General features: G+C 28.5%; 17 protein-coding genes and 2 tRNA genes. 6 read left to right on the top strand and 13 right to left on the bottom strand.

The annotated features are described in order from the left end of the window. Positions 1–327: 327 nt before the first annotated feature. Positions 328–404, bottom strand: a tRNA-Asp gene (locus tag GM111_RS02010). Positions 405–411: 7 nt separating this feature from the next. Further along, positions 412–487 (bottom strand) — tRNA-Val (locus GM111_RS02005). Between the two features lie 125 nt (positions 488–612). On the opposite strand from GM111_RS02005, the gene GM111_RS02000 reads away from it, so the two are divergent. The 6 genes from GM111_RS02000 (at position 613) to GM111_RS01975 (ending at position 7,987) form a co-directional block, all read left to right on the top strand. Beyond that, positions 613–1,563: an alpha/beta hydrolase gene (locus tag GM111_RS02000; RefSeq protein WP_156299223.1), complete on the top strand. Its 951-nt coding sequence runs from the start codon at positions 613–615 to the stop codon at positions 1,561–1,563. 6 nt (positions 1,564–1,569) lie between these two features. Continuing rightward, complete coding sequence (locus tag GM111_RS01995; RefSeq protein WP_156299222.1) at positions 1,570–3,000, top strand: UDP-N-acetylmuramoyl-L-alanyl-D-glutamate--2,6-diaminopimelate ligase; 1,431 nt, start codon at positions 1,570–1,572, stop codon at positions 2,998–3,000. A gap of 1 nt (position 3,001) precedes the next feature. After that, positions 3,002–4,054: an extracellular solute-binding protein gene (locus GM111_RS01990; RefSeq protein ID WP_156299221.1), complete on the top strand. Its 1,053-nt coding sequence runs from the start codon at positions 3,002–3,004 to the stop codon at positions 4,052–4,054. A 139-nt stretch (positions 4,055–4,193) separates the two neighbouring features. Further along, positions 4,194–4,820: a hypothetical protein gene (locus GM111_RS01985; RefSeq protein WP_156299220.1), complete on the top strand. Its 627-nt coding sequence runs from the start codon at positions 4,194–4,196 to the stop codon at positions 4,818–4,820. Positions 4,821–4,828: 8 nt separating this feature from the next. Continuing rightward, positions 4,829–7,480: a single-stranded-DNA-specific exonuclease RecJ gene (gene recJ, locus GM111_RS01980; protein ID WP_156299219.1), complete on the top strand. Its 2,652-nt coding sequence runs from the start codon at positions 4,829–4,831 to the stop codon at positions 7,478–7,480. Between the two features lie 9 nt (positions 7,481–7,489). Then, positions 7,490–7,987, top strand: coding sequence for a flavodoxin (locus GM111_RS01975; protein ID WP_156299218.1), 498 nt, complete (start codon positions 7,490–7,492; stop codon positions 7,985–7,987). A 27-nt stretch (positions 7,988–8,014) separates the two neighbouring features. On the opposite strand, the gene GM111_RS01970 is transcribed toward GM111_RS01975, so the two are convergent. The 11 genes from GM111_RS01970 to hrcA all read right to left on the bottom strand — a co-directional run bounded on the left by GM111_RS01970 (position 8,015) and on the right by hrcA (position 18,800). Further along, positions 8,015–9,208, bottom strand: a complete 1,194-nt coding sequence (locus GM111_RS01970; RefSeq protein WP_156299217.1) for an acetate/propionate family kinase — start codon at positions 9,206–9,208, stop codon at positions 8,015–8,017. Positions 9,209–9,228: 20 nt separating this feature from the next. Continuing rightward, positions 9,229–10,254: a phosphate acetyltransferase gene (pta, locus tag GM111_RS01965; RefSeq protein ID WP_156299216.1), complete on the bottom strand. Its 1,026-nt coding sequence runs from the start codon at positions 10,252–10,254 to the stop codon at positions 9,229–9,231. Between the two features lie 77 nt (positions 10,255–10,331). After that, positions 10,332–11,225 carry a signal recognition particle-docking protein FtsY gene (ftsY, locus tag GM111_RS01960; RefSeq protein WP_156299215.1) on the bottom strand — a complete coding sequence of 298 codons (894 nt, stop codon included), beginning with the start codon at positions 11,223–11,225 and terminating at the stop codon, positions 10,332–10,334. Next, the gene (tsaB, locus tag GM111_RS01955; RefSeq protein ID WP_156299214.1) at positions 11,212–11,883 is read right to left on the bottom strand and encodes a tRNA (adenosine(37)-N6)-threonylcarbamoyltransferase complex dimerization subunit type 1 TsaB; all 672 of its coding nucleotides are present in this window, start codon (positions 11,881–11,883) and stop codon (positions 11,212–11,214) included. The genes ftsY and tsaB overlap by 14 nt, the downstream gene beginning before the upstream one ends. Beyond that, a complete protein-coding gene (gene tsaE / locus GM111_RS01950) occupies positions 11,852–12,322 on the bottom strand; it encodes a tRNA (adenosine(37)-N6)-threonylcarbamoyltransferase complex ATPase subunit type 1 TsaE (protein WP_156299213.1) in 471 nt (156 codons plus the stop codon). The genes tsaB and tsaE overlap by 32 nt, the downstream gene beginning before the upstream one ends. 108 nt (positions 12,323–12,430) lie before the next feature. Beyond that, on the bottom strand, positions 12,431–12,985 hold the full coding sequence (locus GM111_RS01945; RefSeq protein ID WP_156299212.1) for a hypothetical protein: 555 nt from the start codon (positions 12,983–12,985) through the stop codon (positions 12,431–12,433). A 346-nt stretch (positions 12,986–13,331) separates the two neighbouring features. Continuing rightward, positions 13,332–14,483 carry a molecular chaperone DnaJ gene (gene dnaJ / locus GM111_RS01940; protein ID WP_156299211.1) on the bottom strand — a complete coding sequence of 384 codons (1,152 nt, stop codon included), beginning with the start codon at positions 14,481–14,483 and terminating at the stop codon, positions 13,332–13,334. Beyond that, positions 14,483–15,349 (bottom strand): aldose 1-epimerase family protein, encoded by an 867-nt coding sequence (locus GM111_RS01935; protein ID WP_156299210.1) that lies wholly within the window; start codon positions 15,347–15,349, stop codon positions 14,483–14,485. Before GM111_RS01935 ends, dnaJ begins: the two co-directional genes overlap by 1 nt. A gap of 39 nt (positions 15,350–15,388) precedes the next feature. Beyond that, entirely contained in the window at positions 15,389–17,191 is a 1,803-nt protein-coding gene (dnaK, locus tag GM111_RS01930; protein ID WP_156299209.1) for a molecular chaperone DnaK, read from the bottom strand. A gap of 11 nt (positions 17,192–17,202) precedes the next feature. Beyond that, positions 17,203–17,760, bottom strand: a complete 558-nt coding sequence (locus tag GM111_RS01925) for a nucleotide exchange factor GrpE (RefSeq protein WP_156299208.1) — start codon at positions 17,758–17,760, stop codon at positions 17,203–17,205. An 8-nt stretch (positions 17,761–17,768) separates the two neighbouring features. After that, positions 17,769–18,800 (bottom strand): heat-inducible transcriptional repressor HrcA, encoded by a 1,032-nt coding sequence (hrcA, locus tag GM111_RS01920; RefSeq protein WP_156299207.1) that lies wholly within the window; start codon positions 18,798–18,800, stop codon positions 17,769–17,771. Positions 18,801–18,854 lie beyond the last annotated feature (54 nt).

The raw sequence follows: 18,854 nt of genomic DNA, 5'->3' as shown, positions 1-18,854 counted from the left end.
CTCCTATTCATAAATTCTATAACCCTAATGGCCTATTATTTAAATAGGTATTTTTGTATTACTCAAATTTACTTATTAATTTTATTTTTTATAAACTGTTGTTGCGCTTTATATTAATCAATAAAATTATATACATCTTATTAGAATTCTAATTTCCTATAGAAGAACATTTCAATTTTTTCAACCGCAGCTACCATAGATATTGCTGCTAAAAAAATTGCTATGTCTATAGCACATATGTAAGTTTAAACTAAGGGAGATATAACAAAAGGAAAAAAAGGAGAATTTCTTCTCCTTCAGTATAAAGTATAATTTTTAAGTTTTTAATGGCGGAAGTGACGAGACTCGAACTCGCGACATCTTGCGTGACAGGCAAGCACTCTAACCAACTGAGCTACACCTCCAAAAAAATGGTGGTCACAACTGGGCTCGAACCAGTGACCCCCTGCTTGTAAGGCAGGTGCTCTCCCAACTGAGCTATGCGACCATCTTTGCTTAATTATTATACAATAATTCTAAGAAGAAATCAATAGTTTTTTTAAAATATTCTTTATTTTTAAAATAAAAAATAGTATAATGTATATAAAATAAAGGTATATCGAAAGGATAAATATGAAAAAAATGTTAACATTTTTTTCTATTTTTACATTAATAAGTTGTTCTTCAGTTACAACTTCATTATTAAAAACTACCAACTTTCTTTATAGGGGAGAAAAAGCAAATATCATAGATTTTGGTAGAAATGCTGCTTATTATGAACCTAAATGGACTCATAAAGATGATATAATACATGAAAAAATTCTTTATGATGGTAATGTAAAACTAGAAATAATAAAGAAAAATTACAAAAAAAATAATTCTGCAATATATTTTGCACATGGAGGAGCTTTTCTTTATCCTATGTCAAACTATTATAGAGATCTTGCAGAGTTTATGTTAGATATAAACGATAATTATGATATAATTTTTGTAGACTATAGGCAACTTCCACACAGCTTTTATCCCAGTGGGCATGATGATTTTGAACATGGATTAGATTACATGTTTGCAAATTACAAAAATGTTTATGCTATGGGAGATTCTGCAGGTGGACATCTAATAGTTTCTACAACTATGAAAAGAATTAATAAAAAGAAAAAATTACCTAACGCTCTGGTATTACTTTCACCATTTTTAGATATATCATATACAGTCCCTAGTAGAACAGAAAATGTTAAAACAGATTTATTAATAGGATCTGCTGCAAGCAATTTTGTTCCTTCAAAATTACTAGTTGATAATGAATACTTTAAACATGAAAAGGATAAAAAACATCCATACATATCACCAATATTTGGTGAGTTTAAAGGATTCCCGCCTGTATATATAGAAGTTAATAATGGAGAGCTATTATTTGATGATTCAAAAATTATGAAAGAAAAATTAGATAAAGCAAAAGTAGAAAATAAATTTGTTACAGTAGATGGATTATTCCATGTATATCATTTATTAAGATTAGATGAAACAAAAGTATCACTACAAGGAATCTTTAAATTCCTTGATGAAAAAAGATTAGGGAGATAGATAATTATGAGAATTCAAGATATTTTTAAAGGTGTTGAATACACAATAAAAAATTTAGTTCAAGAAGATAATTTCAATGAAATGTCATATAACTCAAGAGAAATTAAAGAAAATGATATATTTGTTGCTTTAATTGGTAATGTAACTGATGGACATAACTATATCACATCAGCTGTAGAAAATGGTGCTAAAATGATAATAGCTGAAAGAGAAGATTTTGATTATCCATCTAATGTTACTGTAGTTTTAGTTAAAGATTTAAGAGACCATTTAGGATTTATTGCAAGTAATTTCTACAACTATCCTCAAAATAGTTTAAAAATAATTGGAATTACAGGAACTAATGGTAAAACTACTACTACATATATATTAGAATCTATCTTTACTAATTCAGCAAGAATAGGTACTACAGGTTACAGAATATTAGATAAAGAATATGAAGCAAAAAATACTACTCCAGAATCTTTAGATTTAATTAAACTTATGAGAGAAGCAGTTAATGCTGGCGTAGAATATTTCTTAATGGAAGTAAGTTCACATGCATTATGTTTAGGAAGAGTTAAGATGTTACAATTTGAAAGCGCAATATTTACTAATTTAACTCAAGATCACCTAGATTATCATGGTACTTTAGAAAATTACTTTCAAGCAAAAGCTTCTATAGTTAATCACTTAAAACCTAGTGCTAAATTAATAGTTAATAAAGATGACGAACATTGTAGAAGATTATTAAATGTTGCCGATAGTTTTTCATTAAAAGAAGATGCTACAATTAAAGGTGAAGTATTAGAATACACATTAAAAGGTATGAAGGTTAAAGTAACTAAAGATGATAAAGAATATGTATTTACAACAAAATTAATGGGTGCATATAATCTTCAAAATCTTTTAGGAGCAATACTTTCAGCATATAATCTAGGGGTAGATTTAGATAAAATAATGAAAGATATAGAAAATATTAAATCTATAGCTGGAAGATTTGAAATAATAGACAATGATAAAGATGTAATGGTAGTAGTTGATTATGCTCATACTGCTGATGGATTAATTAATATTTTAAAAACACTAGCTGTTATGAAGAAAAATAGATTAGTTACAATTTTTGGTGCTGGTGGAGATAGAGATAAAACTAAGAGACCTAAAATGGCTAATGCTGCATGTCAATATAGTGACTATGTTTATTTAACTTCAGATAACCCTAGAACTGAAGATCCAGAAGCAATATTAGATGATGTAGAAAAGGGTATGGTAGAAGGTGTAGAATATTCTAGAATTTGTGATAGAGAAAAAGCTATAAAAATTGCTATACAAAACCTACAAAAAAATGATATACTATTAATCGCTGGTAAAGGACATGAAGATTACCAGATTATAGGAAGAGAAAAACACCATTTTGATGATAGAGAAATGGCCAGAAAATATTTAGGAGGTAGATAAGTTGAAAAAATTATTATTTGCAATTTTTACTTTTTTTATTTTATTAAGCTGTTCAGGTAACAGTGCTGAGGAAGAAAATGTTTTAAACATTTACACTTGGACATATTTTGTTCCAGATAAAGTTATTGAAGATTTTGAAAAAGAAACTGGAATTAAAGTTAACATAAGTTATTATGATAACAATGATACTATGATAGCTAAATTAATGATAGAAAGTGGAGAAGGGAATTATGATATAGTTTCACCTTCAACAGACTATATACCAGTTATGATTCAATCAGGATTATTAGAAAAATTAGACAAGTCTAAATTAGGAAAAACTTTTGAAAATATGGATGAGAAATTAAACTTAATGGAAATTTCTAAAGTTTATGATGAAGGATTAAACTACTCTATACCATATTCATTCATGGCAACAGGTATAACTGTTAATACTGAAATTGTTGGTAATGATTTTGTTAAAACTCCAGACATCTTCTTAAACGAAGCATTCAAAGGTCGTATGACTATGCTTGATGATGGTCGTGAAGTAATAGGACTTGCTTTACAATACTTAGGATATCCATCTGATTCAAAAGATATCAACCAATTAAATGAAGCTAAAGAAAAAATACTTTCTTGGGCTGAAAACTTAGCTAAATTCGATTCAAATGCTGCTGGAAAAGGTATGGCAAGTGGAGAGTTCGCTATAGTTCACGGATATCCAGATGTATTCTATGAAGTAGAAGGAGAAGAAGCTAATAAATTCGTATACTTTGCTCCAGAAGGTGCAATGATGTACATAGATTCAATGGCTATACCTGCTAGTTCAAAACATAAAGATAATGCTTATAAATTCTTAGAATTCTTATACAGACCAGAAAACTTTATGGAAGTATTAGCTGTATTAAGAAACCCAAGTATAATTAAAGGTGTAGAAGAAAATTCTGAAATTAAACCTATAATTTCAGCTGAAGAAATAGTTCAAAAATCTAAACTACCTGGTGCTTTAGATGATGAAACTAAAGAATTACACGATAAAATATGGACAGAAATTAAATCAAGTGGAAAATAGTTAACTAAACCTCAAGAGAAATCTTGAGGTTTTTCTTATTATAATACCATTTATTAAATCTTACACAAGTCTTAGTTATGTTGATTTTTTTCACTTTTTAGTATATACTTTAATATATATTAAACAAAGAGGTGTAAACATGAAATCAATAAAAAAATTATTAATGATTAGTGTACTTGCATTAGGTTTTTCAACTATTGCAAATGCTAATTTTACATTTAATGGTTATTCTTATGGAACTGAACCAGTATTAACCGTAACTCAAGAAGTAAATGATAAATTTGGTATCTTAAAATTTGCTGCTAAAGAAGAAAAAGTTTCAGATAATATTAACTCTAAAATTGAAAAAGCTGTAACAGAATTAGTTAAAGATGAAAATACTAAAGCTAATGTTGTTTTAACTGCTAATAACTCTAAATTTATGTCAGTTATTATAGTTTCAGCAAAAACTAATTCTGAAAACAAAACAGTAGAAAATTCATACAAAGGTATGGTATTTGATAGCAATACTGGTAAAGAATTAAAATTATCTGATATCTTCGCCGATTCATATCAAGATATATTAAGACCTGCTTTAAATGATAGAATAAGAGCATTTGGAATAAAAGCATCAAAATCATATGCTGATTGGGATTCTGTAAGCTCATTCTACTTAGAAGAAGATTCAATTATCTTAATATTTAACAAAGGAAAAGCAACTGATGCATTTGATGGAGTATTATTTATTCCATTCTTATTACCATCATTACAACAAGTTCTTAAATAGGAGTATTTATGGAAACTAAATGGATCCTCTCTGAGACTAGATCTAAATTAACTAATTTTGATTTGCCTATAGATAATAACATATTAAATATACTGGCAAATAGAGGAATAGTTGATGAAAAAGATATAGTTAATTTTATTAACCCTAGTCTAGAAAATCTTGAAGATCCTTTAAGGTTAAAAGATTTAGGTTTAGCAGCTTCATATATTTTAGAAGCTATAAAAGAAAACAAGAATATATGTATATACGGTGATTATGATGTAGATGGTATTACCTCTACATCTCTTTTGTATTTAGTTTTAAAAAAAATTGGAGCTAAAAATCTTGACTACTATATTCCTTTAAGAAATGAAGGATATGGCCTAAACAAAGATGCAATACAAGAGATTAAAGATAAAGAAACTGATTTAATTATCACAGTAGATTGTGGAATTAGTTCATATTATGATGTTGAATTCATTAATTCTCTTGGTATGCAGGTTATAGTAACAGATCACCATGATCTTCCTAGTGATAAAAAACTTCCAAGAGGACTTGCTTGTATAAATCCTAAGAGATTAGACAATGAATATTCTTTCCCTAATATTGCAGGGGTTGGAGTTGCATTCTTACTTGCATATGAACTATTTAGAAGATTAGATATGAAAGAAGAGATATATAGGTATTTAGACATTGCTTCACTTGGAACTATAGCTGATATTATGCCTATAATAAAAGAAAATAGAATTATAGTTAAATATGGTCTTGAAAGATTAAAAAATAGTAGTAATCTAGGTCTTAAAACTATACTTAATAAGTTAGAATTAACAGATAAAGAGCTAACTACTGGCGATGTATCATTTAAGATAGCTCCAATATTTAATGCTGCAGGAAGACTGGCAGATGCAAAACTTGGTGTTAAGTTATTAATCAGTAACAATCAAAATGAAGTAAACGTTCTTGCTGATAATTTAATTTCTAACAATATAGATAGAAGAAAATTACAAGATGAGATTATTGAAAATGTTCTTAATGAACTAAAGGATAAAGATTTAAGTGATAAATATATATTAATATCACATTCTCCTAATTATCATCATGGAATTATAGGGATAGTCGCTTCAAAAGTATTAGAGACTTACTATAAACCATGCATAATTATGGAAGAAAACCCAGAAGAAGGAATAGCAGTTGCATCTTGTAGATCTGTAGAAGGATTTAATATAACTAAAGCACTATCTTCTGTCTCTAAGCTCTTAGTTAAATTTGGTGGACATGCTAATGCTGCTGGATTTACTATAAAGCTTGAAAATCTTGAGGAATTTAAAAAAGAAATAGAAAAATATGCCAAAGAACAACTTGAAAATATTAAGTTAACTAAAAATATTAAAATAGATATGAAAATACCTGCTCAAAAAATCAGTTATGAATTTATACAAAGTTTAAACTTACTAAAACCTTTTGGTTTTGGTAATCCTACTCCATTACTTATGAGTGAAAACTGTATAATACACAATCCTAAAACAGTAGGTACAAATGACCAACATTTAAAATTTGATATAGATCAAAAAGGCTTTTCAGTAAAAAATGCTATTTGGTTTAATGGTGGAGAAAATTTAAAGGAATTAAAGAAAAATCATATATTTTATGATGTAGTATTTAAACTAGAAACAAATGAATACAAGGATAGATTCTATCCAAGTATTATGATAGAGGATATGAAACAATCTAAATTAAAAGATGATAGATTCCAATATTATCATTCTATGTACAATACTTCCTTCCCTATGAAGTCAGTATTCTATACTACTCTTGATTTAGCTAATGTAGAATTAGAAAAAATATATATTAAGAGAAACTTCAATTCTTATTCAGTTATGACTGGCCAAAAAGCTTTATCAAAACTAGATCCTAATATTTCTACTCTACTAAGTAATTTAAATGAATTTTATGGATTTAATTTTGATGTAAAAGTAGAAAATATTGAAGAAAGAGAAAATCATAAGATAGTTCATATATTAATAAAGAGAAGTTATGAATTAATTAATTATTCTAACCAAGATAAAGTACAATTTAGAAATATTAAAAACTATATCTTAGGTGCTCAAGAATACAATGAAGTTACTAAAGAAATATTATCAAAATATTTTAAAGAAGATGAATCTATCTTTATTTCTCGTAATAATATTTCATTTAATCTTGAAAATGAAAAAGTTGTTATTAAAGATAAATTCTTTTATCCCCTACTTTTAACATTAGGAATAAAATACTTCTTTGATAATAACAAGAAGATGGTATTCTATACTAAAAATAAGTATTTTGTAAAAAATCATCATTTAAAGAATTACTTTGAATTTAAAAATAGAGTTGATATCTCAGATAAAATAGATAGTTGTATATTTGATTTTAATAGTATAGAAATGCCTATATTTAAACTTAAATATGATAAAGCATTAATTTTTTGCGATAAAGACTATACAAAAAACAAATTATATGTTATAAAAAAAGAGGTTGATTTACCACCTAATATTTTAAGATTACAAAAAAAACTATTAAGTGGTTTAGACTATGATAAAATATTCTTAGAATATTTACCAATAAAAAATAAGTTATCGTTAATAAATGAGGCTAAAAATGGCCAAGTAATATATACTGATGAAAGTATAATTGAATATTTTTAAGGAGGAAAAATGAAAACAGGAATTTACTTTGGAACTACAACTGGTACAACTGAAGATATAGCTAATAGAATTTCTAATCATTTTGATGATGTAGATGTAATAGAAGTATCAAACGGTATAGATACATTCCAAGATTATGATTTATTAATTTTAGGTTCACCAACTTGGGGACTTGGAGATTTACAAGATGATTGGATGGTTTGTGTAGATGAAATAGATGATATGGATCTAAGCGATAAATATGTAGCATTATTTGGAACAGGAGATCAAGCTTCATTTGCTGACTCATTCATAGATGCTATTGAAATACTATATAAAAAAGCTGAAAAAGCTAATGCTAAAATTATAGGATTCACTGATACAGAAGGATATGATTTCACAGCATCACTAGCTATGAGAAATGGAAAATTTGTTGGTCTTGCAATAGATGAATTAAACCAACCAGAACTTAGTGATGAAAGAATAGAAAATTGGTGTGAACAATTAAAAGAAGAATTTGGAAAATAATAATGGGAGCTTAACGCTCCCATTTATTTATTTTGCTAATCTATGTGTATCCATTGCTATCATTAATTCTTCAGCTGTTTCAATTTTAAATACTTTAACTTTTGATTCAGGTTTAGAATAGTCAACATTTCCAGAAATTCTTTCCATGTTTTTTTCATAATCTAATTCTACACCTAAGAATTCTAATCCTTGGCAGATTCCTTGACGTGCATATCCTGCATTTTCTCCAATTCCTCCAGTAAATGCTATAGCATCTACTCCACCCATAGCTACTGCATAAGCACCTATATAGCTTCTTATTCTATAACAGAACATATCATATGCAAGTTTTGCTCTTTCATTTCCTGCTTCTACACCTTTTTGAATATCTCTAAAGTCTGAACTTTCTCCAAAGATTCCTAAGAATCCAGATTTTTTATTCATTCTTGTATCTATTTCTTTAGGAGTTAAACCTCTTTTTTCCATGATGTATAATACTGCAGCTGGATCTATATCTCCACAACGAGTACCCATCATTATTCCTGCAAGTGGTGTTAATCCCATTGAAGTATCTACTACTTTACCATCTTTAACTGCAGAAATAGAAGCTCCATTTCCTAAGTGGCAAACTATTATTCTTGCATCTTTTTTACCTAACATTTCTGCTGCAACACCTGACACATATTTGTGGCTTGTTCCATGGAATCCATATTTTCTAACTTTTAATTCTTCATAGTCTTCAAGTGGTAATGGATAAGTATATACATGTTTTTCCATAGTTTGGTGGAAAGCTGTATCAAATACTGTTACATTAGGTTTTCCAGGAAGTAATTCTCTCATTACTTTAATTCCCATAACGTTTGCTGGGTTATGTAATGGAGCTAAATCAGAAATATCTTCTAATTTTTTAATAACTTCTTCATCAACTAAAACTGAATCATTAAAGTATTCTCCTCCGTGAACTACTCTATGCCCTATAGCATCTACTTCATCTATAGATTTTAATACTCCATTTTCACCTACTAATTCTCTTAAAACTAAATCAATAGCTACTTTATGGTTAGGCATATCTTCTGGTCTTTCTTCAATTTTAACTCCAGTAACTAAGTTTTTTAAAGTAAAGATTGAATTTGCTATTCCTATTCTTTCACATATACCTTTAATTAAGCTGTGGTTATCTGCTGTGTTAATTAATTCAAATTTTAATGATGAACTCCCACTATTTATTACTAATACTTTCATTCTTTCTTATTCCTCCTTGATTATAATGTTAAAATTTCACAGAATACTGCACATTCAGCACATGTAACTGCTACAACATCTACTATATCTTCTACACTACATCCTCTTGATAAATCATGTACAGGTCTTGCAAGTCCTTGTATGAAAGGTCCTAAAGCTTTTGCTTTAGCAAATCTTTGTACTAATTTATACCCAATATTTCCTGCACATAAGTCAGGGAATACTAATATGTTAGCTTTTCCTGCAACATTAGAATCTTTTGCTTTTTGTTCAGCAACACTTGGAACTATTGCAGCATCAAGTTGTAATTCTCCGTCAAATTCGAAGTCTACTCCTCTTTCTTCTAATATTTTGTATGCTTCTCTCATCTTAGTGATTTGGTCTCCTTCTGCAGAACCTTTAGTTGAATATGCTAAAAGTGCTACTTTAGGATCTGTAAATTTTGTTATTAATCTAGATTTTTCAACAGATGATATTGCTATATCTGCTATTTGTTGAGCTGTTGGATTAGGTAATACTGCACAGTCTGCAAATATTAATGTCCCATCCACTCCATATTCTTTAGTTTTTGTTTGCATAATAAATGAACTTGAAATTGTTTTTAATCCTGTTTTAGGTCCAATTACTTGTATTGCAGCTCTTAATACATTAGCTGTTGGTGAATTTGAGCCAGCAACCATACCGTCCGCTACACAGTTTCTAACAAGCATAGCTCCAAAGAATCTTACATCGTTTTGTATAATTTCACGTGCTTGTTCTTCAGTCATTCCTTTTTTTGCTCTTAAGTGCACAAATTGTCTAATAAATTCTGGTGTTTTTTCAAATGATAATGGATTAATTATTTGAACTCCATTTAAATCAACACCTATTTTTGCTGCATGTTCTCTTACTTGGTAATCTTTACCTACTAAGATAATATTAGCAAAACCTTCTTTAGTAATTTGTTCAGCAGCTCTTAATACTCTTTCGTCTTCAGCTTCAGGAAGAACTACTGTTTTTTTGTGCTCTTTTTCTTTTTCTTTAATTTTTGAAATTAAATCTGCCATCTTATTCATCTCCTCATTAATTTAAACAACTTCTTTTTTATTTTAACATAAATCCATCAAAATTTAAACAAAAACTACTAGTTAAACATTTCATTTATGAATTCTTTAGCATCAAATACTCTTAAATCTTCTACTCCCTCTCCTACTCCAAGGAATTTTACAGGCTTATTAAGTTCTGAAACTATAGAGAAGATTATTCCTCCTTTTGCTGTTCCATCAAACTTAGTAAGTATTATTCCTGTAATATCAGAAATACTATTAAATATTCTTGCTTGTTCTAATCCATTTTGTCCTGTAGTAGAATCTATTACTATTAAAGATTCATATTCTTCTACACTTTGTTTAATAATTTTATCTATTTTTTCTAATTCTTTCATTAAATCTACTTTATTGTGTAGTCTTCCTGCAGTATCTATTATTGCAACATCAACATTTTTAGCTTTAGCTGTATTTAATGTATCAAATACAACTGCTGCTGGATCACTTCCATGTTTTTGTTTAATAACTTCTATACCTGCTCTTTGTCCCCACATTTCAACCTGTTCTATAGCTGCTGCCCTAAATGTATCAGCTGCACCAATTATTACAGATTTACCTTCTCTTTTAAGCTTCATTGCTATCTTACCTATAGAAGTAGTCTTACCAACACCATTTACTCCTATAACTAATATTACATTTAATCTTCCTTTTTTAATATTTAAACTATTATCTTTAAATAATTCTAATTTTTCTGCAAGTAATAATTTTAATTCATCATACATTAATTCTTTACTTTTAATAGCTTTACTTCTTACATTTTTTTCTAAAGTTTCAACTATCTCCATAGTCATTTTCATTCCTAAATCAGATTGTATTAAAAGTTCTTCCAATTCTTCATACACATCATCAGTTATAGCTTCCCCTACAAAAAATTCTTTAAGTTTAGTAAAAAATCCTTTTTTCGGTTTAATTAATAAATCAGATATTCCCATTTTTCTCCTTTTCTGCTTGTGATTTTTCTAAATAATCAGGCACTAAATTAAATAAGTCTACTTCTTTTAATTTTTTTTCTTTAAACATTTTATAGAATATACTAGAGTTTATTCTTAAAAACATATCAGAAAGCTCTATATTTATTCCATTTTCTTTTATTTTTTTATCATATGCTATTACTGCATCTCCTATTAATCTATATCCTTGTTTTTTAGCAAGCACTATAACTTCATCTAATTTAGAAACTAATAATTCTCCTACCCTTTCTCCATTAATATAAGTTCCATAATATATTTTTTCTTTATTAGAATCTATCATAGCTATTACTTTATCTCTATATATCATGTTTCCTTGATATCCTAGAGCATCTAATTCATTAACTTCATATATTTTAACATCTCTACCTACAAACATTCCTTTTATTACTGAAATAGCTATTCTAACTCCAGTAAATGATCCAGGACCTACAGACACTATTACATATTTAATATCATCTATTTTAGTTCCTGTCCAAGATAATAGAGAAGAAATTTGATCCATGATATAGCTTGAATGTGTTCTTTTAACATTCACATTAATATTTCCTAACATATTATCTTTATCATAAATTGAAAGTGATGCAAGTTTAGTTGAAGTTGTAATTATCAATGTCGACATATTTAACTTCTCCTTCCACAATTTCATATAATGAAACAAATCTTGTGTTTTCATCTCTGTGTTCTAACTCTAAATATAGGGTGTTTTCAGGTATTGCATCTGGCACATTATTTGCCCATTCTATCAAAAAGATATTTCCATCTACTATATAGTCTTCATATCCAATTTCATATAGCTCATCAATACTTGATAATCTATATAGGTCAAAATGAACTATAGTTCTATCACCAAGATCATATTCTAAAAGATACGTAAATGTAGGACTTTTAACATTTTCAGTTACACCTAAATTTTTGCATATTCTTTTAGAGATATGTGTTTTACCTACTCCTAAATCACCTATTAAAGCTATTGATTTAAATTTATCATCTTTTAATATTTTTTCACTTATCTTATCTGCTAATTTATCAATATCCTCAAACTTTAGTATCTTTTTCATAATACCTCCATAATAATAGTATATCATAAAAAAAGTGTTTTATAAACAAAAAGGTGATTATTCCTAGTAAATTTAGAAACATTGCTATATCCAACCTCAAAGTTGTATCTATCTAAATATGTTACCTTTAATTCCAAATTTAGGGAAATATGAAGACATTCTTACCGCTTTATCAAATGCTACATTATAACCAAGATTTACTCCACCAAATGCTTCTAAATCTTTTAGTACTTTTGCTCCAACTTCTCCAGTAGCATAAACTTGAAAATATCCAAAAGATTGATAATTAGCTATCTTTATTCTTTCTTTAAAAGCTCTATTTATCATATATACAATTTCTGGATCGCATTGTTTTTCAGGATTTGTAAGTTTTTCATTTTCTCCTAGTACGCATCCACTATGAAACCATCCAACTGTAATATCTAAAATCTCTTCATGAAAATCCTTTGTTAATTTAGATTGTTGGGTAAGTATAGCTTTACTATATCCTATACCAAGTCCTCCTCCTAATTTTACTTTAATTTTTTCTTTTACTTCTATAGGAAATAGTACAGTAAAATCTCCTGAAGGTATAACCCTTTGATCTACTACATTTTCATAATTTTCTTTATTTACAGGTGATTCTGTAACTTGTCTATCTAGTTCTTTTAATTTATCTATCAAAGAAATACTTTCATCTTCAACTACACCTGAATAATCATCATCAACGAAACGACCTATTTTATTACTTGCATAATCATTTCTCTCTTCTTCATACTTTTCTACCTTTACAGACTCATTCTTTTCTATACCATAACCTAAATTTAAATTTGCTTTTATTTCTACTTTAGGTGCTGAAACAGCAAAAATGCTCTTAAATGCAAAAATGCTAAAAATTTTTTCATAATGTTATCCTCCTTTTTAGTTTACGAAACTAGAATAACATAAAATATTTTTTCTGTCATATTAAATTTTTGTAATAATATATTTTTTTATAAAATGTAAAAGAGGTGTCACCACCTCTTCTAATTTATTCTGTAAAGAAATCTTTAATCCTTTCAAAAAATGAAGTTGTTTTTTCTTCATTTTCTACACCTAAAGTATCATAAAATTCTTTCAATTTATCTTTTTGTTTAGCATTAAGATTTTTAGGTACTTCAACACTTATTTCTATAATCTGAGAACCTTTATAACCTGAATGTTTAATTCCTGCATCTCTAATTCTCATCTTAGTTCCATTTTGTGTACCTTCAGCTATCTTAATCTTAGTTTTTCCTCTAAGTGTCGGAACTTCTATCTCTCCTCCTAAAGTAGCTGTTAAAAAGCTAATCGGCACTCTACAATATATATCATATCCATCTCTTTGGAATAATTCATGTCTTTTTTCTCTAATTTGTATATATAAATCTCCAAAATCACTTCCTGGACCATCATAATTTCCGCCATCTCTTACAACTAATCTTTGTCCTGATTCTACACCAGCAGGTATTTTAATTTTCTTTTTAACCTGTTCTTTTTTATTACCATTTCCATGACAAGTTCCACATTTACGTTCTGGTATTTCTCCTATTCCATGACAAGTCGAACATTCAACTCTAACATTACTCATTCCTAAAATAGTTCTTTGGGTTTTCGTAATAAATCCTTTTCCATCACAGGTATTACAAGTTTTTGTTTTTGAATCTTTAGCTCCTGTTCCACTACAACTAGAACATTTACCTGTTCTAGTATACTCTATTTCTTTTTCTATTCCATCTGCAATTTCTTCTAAAGTTAAATCTAAAGTATATAAAAGATCCTGCCCTTGTTTTCTTCTTTGGTTAAAACTACTTCCTCCACCAAAGCCACTAAAATCAAAACCTCCTCCACCAAAGAAACTACTAAAGATATCACCAAAATCAAAATCACCAAAACCTTGACCTCCACCAAAGCCACCTGCACCTTGTTCAAATGCAGCATGACCATATTGATCATATAGTTGTTTCTTTTCAGGATCTGAAAGTACTTGATATGCTTCGTTTAATTCTTTAAACTTCTCTTCTGCTTCTTTCTTTTCTTTTTCATCAGCATTTGCCATTCTATCAGGATGGTATTTCATCGCTGCTTTTCTAAATGCCTTTTTTATATCTGCCTCACTTGCACTTTTATCTAGTCCAAGTAATTCATAATAATCCTTTTTCATTAATTACCTCTCTTAAATTCAAATACTAATTTAGCCTTAAACTCTTCTTTTGGCCCTAATTTTTGTATTCCCTCTTTTAATGTTAAATCTTTACTTGCTCCAACTATATCTGTAACTCCAAACCATGGTTCAACACATACAAATGGTGCATTAGCGCTTTTCCAGAAAGCTATATAAGGGAAGTTTTCATATGTAGTTTTAACTTCTTTATTAGTACTTCTTGATTTAATGTATACTACTGAAGAATTTGTATTTTTAAATGCAATAGCATCTTCTAAAAAGTTTTCTTCTGTTATATTTATTATCTTATTATCTATTAATTTATATTCTACTCTATCTTTTCTAAAGAATCCACTTTCATCTAACTTATATTTTAATCCATCTTCTTCTTTTTCGAACTCTATATATGCATCTTCTTCATAATTATCAGCTAAAACAAATGCAGGATGTGCGCCTATTGAGAAATACAGTTCTTCTTCTCTTTTGTTATTAACTATATATTCTAAAGTAAATCCGTTATCTACTAATCTATATACTAAATACAGTTCAAATTCAAATGGATATTTTTCTAAAGTTTCTTCACTTGAATAGTATCCTAACTTAACATACTCATCTGTTTTTTCTACAACTTCAAACATATTATCTCTTGCAAAACCATGTCTAGTTGATACTGTGTATTCTTTACCTTTATATTCATACTTTCCTTCTCTTAACCCACCAACAAAAGGAAATAGTAATGGTGATGTCTTAGCCCAATACTCTTTTCTATTCCATAAAAATTCTTCTCCAGCTATAGTAAATGATTTTACTTCTGCTCCAAACTCTTCTATTTTTAATTCCATTAAATCTTTTTTAAGTACTATCATATGGCCTCCTTAAATATAAGAATAAAATAGGTCAAAGACCTATTTTACTTCTTCTGCTTCTACTACATCATCATTGTTTGTATTATCTGCACCTGGTTGTGCTCCAGCTTGTGCTGCTTGATAAATTCTCATAGCAAATGATTCACTTGCTTTAGATAATCCATCTATTCCTGCTCTAATTTCTTCAATGTTTTCACTATCTTTAACTTTTTTAAGTTCTTCGATAGCTTTTTCAATGTTTTCTTTTTCATTACCTTCTAATTTATCTTCATTTTCTTTTATAGTTTTTTCTGTAGATATTATTAAGTGGTCAGCCATGTTTCTCGCTTCTATTAATTCTCTAAATTTGTTATCTGCTTCTTCATTTGCTTCAGCTTCTTTTTTCATTCTTTCTACATCATCTTTACTTAAATTTGATGATCCTGAAATAGTTACTTGGTTTTCTTTTCCAGTTCCTAAATCTTTAGCTGTAACGTGTACTATACCGTTAGAGTCAATATCAAATGTAACTTCGATTTGAGGAATTCCACGTGGTGCTGCTGGTATTCCTTCTAAGTTAAATTGTCCTAAAGTATGGTTTTGAGAAGCTTGTGCTCTTTCTCCTTGTAATACATGTATAGTAACTGCTGTTTGATTATCTACTGCAGTTGAATATACTTGTGATTTTTTAGTAGGTATAGTTGTATTTCTTTCTATCATCTTAGTGAATACTCCACCCATAGTTTCAATTCCTAAAGATAATGGAGTAACGTCTAATAATAGAACGTCTTTAACATTTCCAGATAATACTCCACCTTGAATTGCAGCTCCTACTGAAACTACTTCATCAGGGTTGATTGATCTATTAGGTTCTTTACCGAAGTATTCTTTAACCCATTCTTGAACTGCAGGTATTCTAGTTGATCCTCCAACTAATAATACTTGTTCTATATCTCTTACAGTAAGTCCTGCATCTAATAAAGCTTGTTTCACTGGTTCTTTAGTTTTTTCTACTAAGTGTTTAGTTAATTCATTAAATGCTGCTCTCGTTAATTTCTTTTCTAAGTTTTTAGGTCCTGTTGCATCCATAGCTATAAATGGTAAAGAAATTGTTGTTTCTAATGTAGATGATAATTTTTTCTTAGCATCTTCAGCTGCATCTTTTAATCTTTGATAAGCTTGAGGTTCTTTTCTTAAATCAATTCCATTTTCTTTTTGGAATTCATCAGCAAGCCAATTGATTATAGCTGTATCAAAATCATCTCCTCCTAAGTGATTATTTCCTGCTGTTGCTTTAACTTCAACTAATCCTGATCCAACTTCTAATACTGATACGTCAAATGTTCCTCCTCCTAAGTCGAATACTAAGATTTTTTCTTCTTTTTCTTTATCCATACCATATGCTAATGCTGCTGCAGTTGGTTCATTAATTATTCTTTTAACTTCAAGTCCTGCAATTTCTCCAGCATCTTTAGTTGCTTGTCTTTGAGCATCAGTGAAGTAAGCTGGTACTGTAATAACCGCTTCTTTAACTGTTTCTCCTAAATAGCTTTCAGCATCTTTCTTTAATTTTTTAAGTATCATTGCAGATATTTCTTGTGGAGTATAGTTTTTCCCGTGAATATCTACTTTGTAATCTGATCCCATATGTGTTTTAATTGAAATTATTGTTTGTTTAGGTTCTGTAATAGCCTTTCTTTTAGCTGTAGATCCTACTATAATTTCTCCATTTGATTCAATTGACACTACTGAAGGTGTAGTTCTTTCTCCTTCAGAGTTTGGTATAATTGTAAATGTACCACCTTCCATTACTGATACACATGAATTTGTTGTCCCTAAATCTATTCCTATAATTTTACTCATTATTTTTCCTCCTAATTTTTATTTTCTTCTTCATTATTTTTTATTTCTTCTATCTTATTTATTACCACCATTGCTGGTCTGATTACCTTACCTTTAAGTTTATAACCCTTTTGCAATACCATCAATACTTCATTATTATTCTTTTCAGGATCATTCACAACTTGAACTGCATGTTGTTCATATGCATTATATTCTGTCCCTAACGCTTCTATTTCTATTACTCCTTCATGACTTAACATTTCATTGAAGTTTTTAATAGTCATTTCTAACCCTTCTACTAATACTTTATAGTCTTCAGTAGAACGTGATACTTCTATTCCTCTTCCAAGATTATCTAAGTTTTCTAAAACTTTTAAGATAATATCTTTTGAAGCATATTCCTTATATTCTTGTAATTCTTTTTCTTTTCTTTTTGAGAAGTTTTGAAACTCTGCAAGTCTTAATGCATATGCTTTTTTATAGTCTTCAAGTTCTGCATTAAGTTTTTCTATAATTACATCACTTTCTTCTTTAACTTCTTCCTCCTTTACTTCTTCTTTTATTTCTTCTTCTCTAATTTCTTCTGACATTTCATCTCCTAATCTTTATACCCTATAAATTTATTTTCATAATTTTGATTTAACATTTTCTTTAACATATCTATTACTAATTCTAGTAAAGCTACTGTTTTAGAATAATCTATTCTTGTTTGTGCTATTAATCCTAAAATCCCTTTATCTTCACCAAATTCATAACATTTAAATATGAATACAGAATCTTCAAATCCACCTATTTCTATATCACTTCCAAAGATTATATTACTTTCTAAATTGTATTCAACTTTAGAAGCAAGATGTTTAAATAAGGCATTCATTTCATTTTCATTATTAATTAACTTAATATTCTCTATTATCTTTTCCATAGGAATATCTTCTCTTGATAATAGGTTTTCTGCTCCATCAACAAATACTTTATTGTTTTCAAATATTCTTTTTTCTTCAAATCTGAAATCATTAGTACTTATATTTTTCAAGAATCTTTCCATATCTTTTAAAGTAAACCTCTTATGAGTTGTATTCATTAAATTAGATATATATGAATTTAAATTATTTACATTCTCCTCTGTAACATAGGTATTCATAAGTAAGGTAGATGTTTTTACAATATTATTCTTCATTACTACCACTACAAATACTTCTTTTTCTGTAATTCTAATGAATTGTATTTTCTTTATACTTTCTTCATCTGATGAAGGTTCTATAGCAACTGCTACAGACCCTGATAATTCAGATAGAAGTTTTACAGTTTCTTTAAAGATAATATCTGTCTTATTTATTCTTTTTTGATAATGTAGATATATCTGTTCTTTAGTTTCTTCATCAACTTCACTTACTTGAAGAAGCTCCTCAATATACATTCTATATCCATCTAATGTAGGTATACGTCCTGATGAAGTATGAGTTTTAGTTATCAGTCCCATTTCTTCTAAATCTGACATTACATTTCTAATAGTTGCAGATGATACACCTATATTATATTTCTTCTCTAGAGTTCTTGAACCTACTGATTCTCCACTATTTAAATAGTGATTAATTATCATACTAAAGACTTCTTTTTCTCTTTCATTCATAGACTTCACCTCCTGTTAGCACTCCATCTTGTATAGTGCTAGTATACCTTATTT

Origin of the sequence: Streptobacillus canis (genome assembly GCF_009733925.1) — a bacterium.
Lineage (GTDB): Bacteria > Fusobacteriota > Fusobacteriia > Fusobacteriales > Leptotrichiaceae > Streptobacillus > Streptobacillus canis.
Note: the sequence above shows the minus strand (reverse complement) of the source record. Positions and strands in the feature narration are given on the sequence as shown.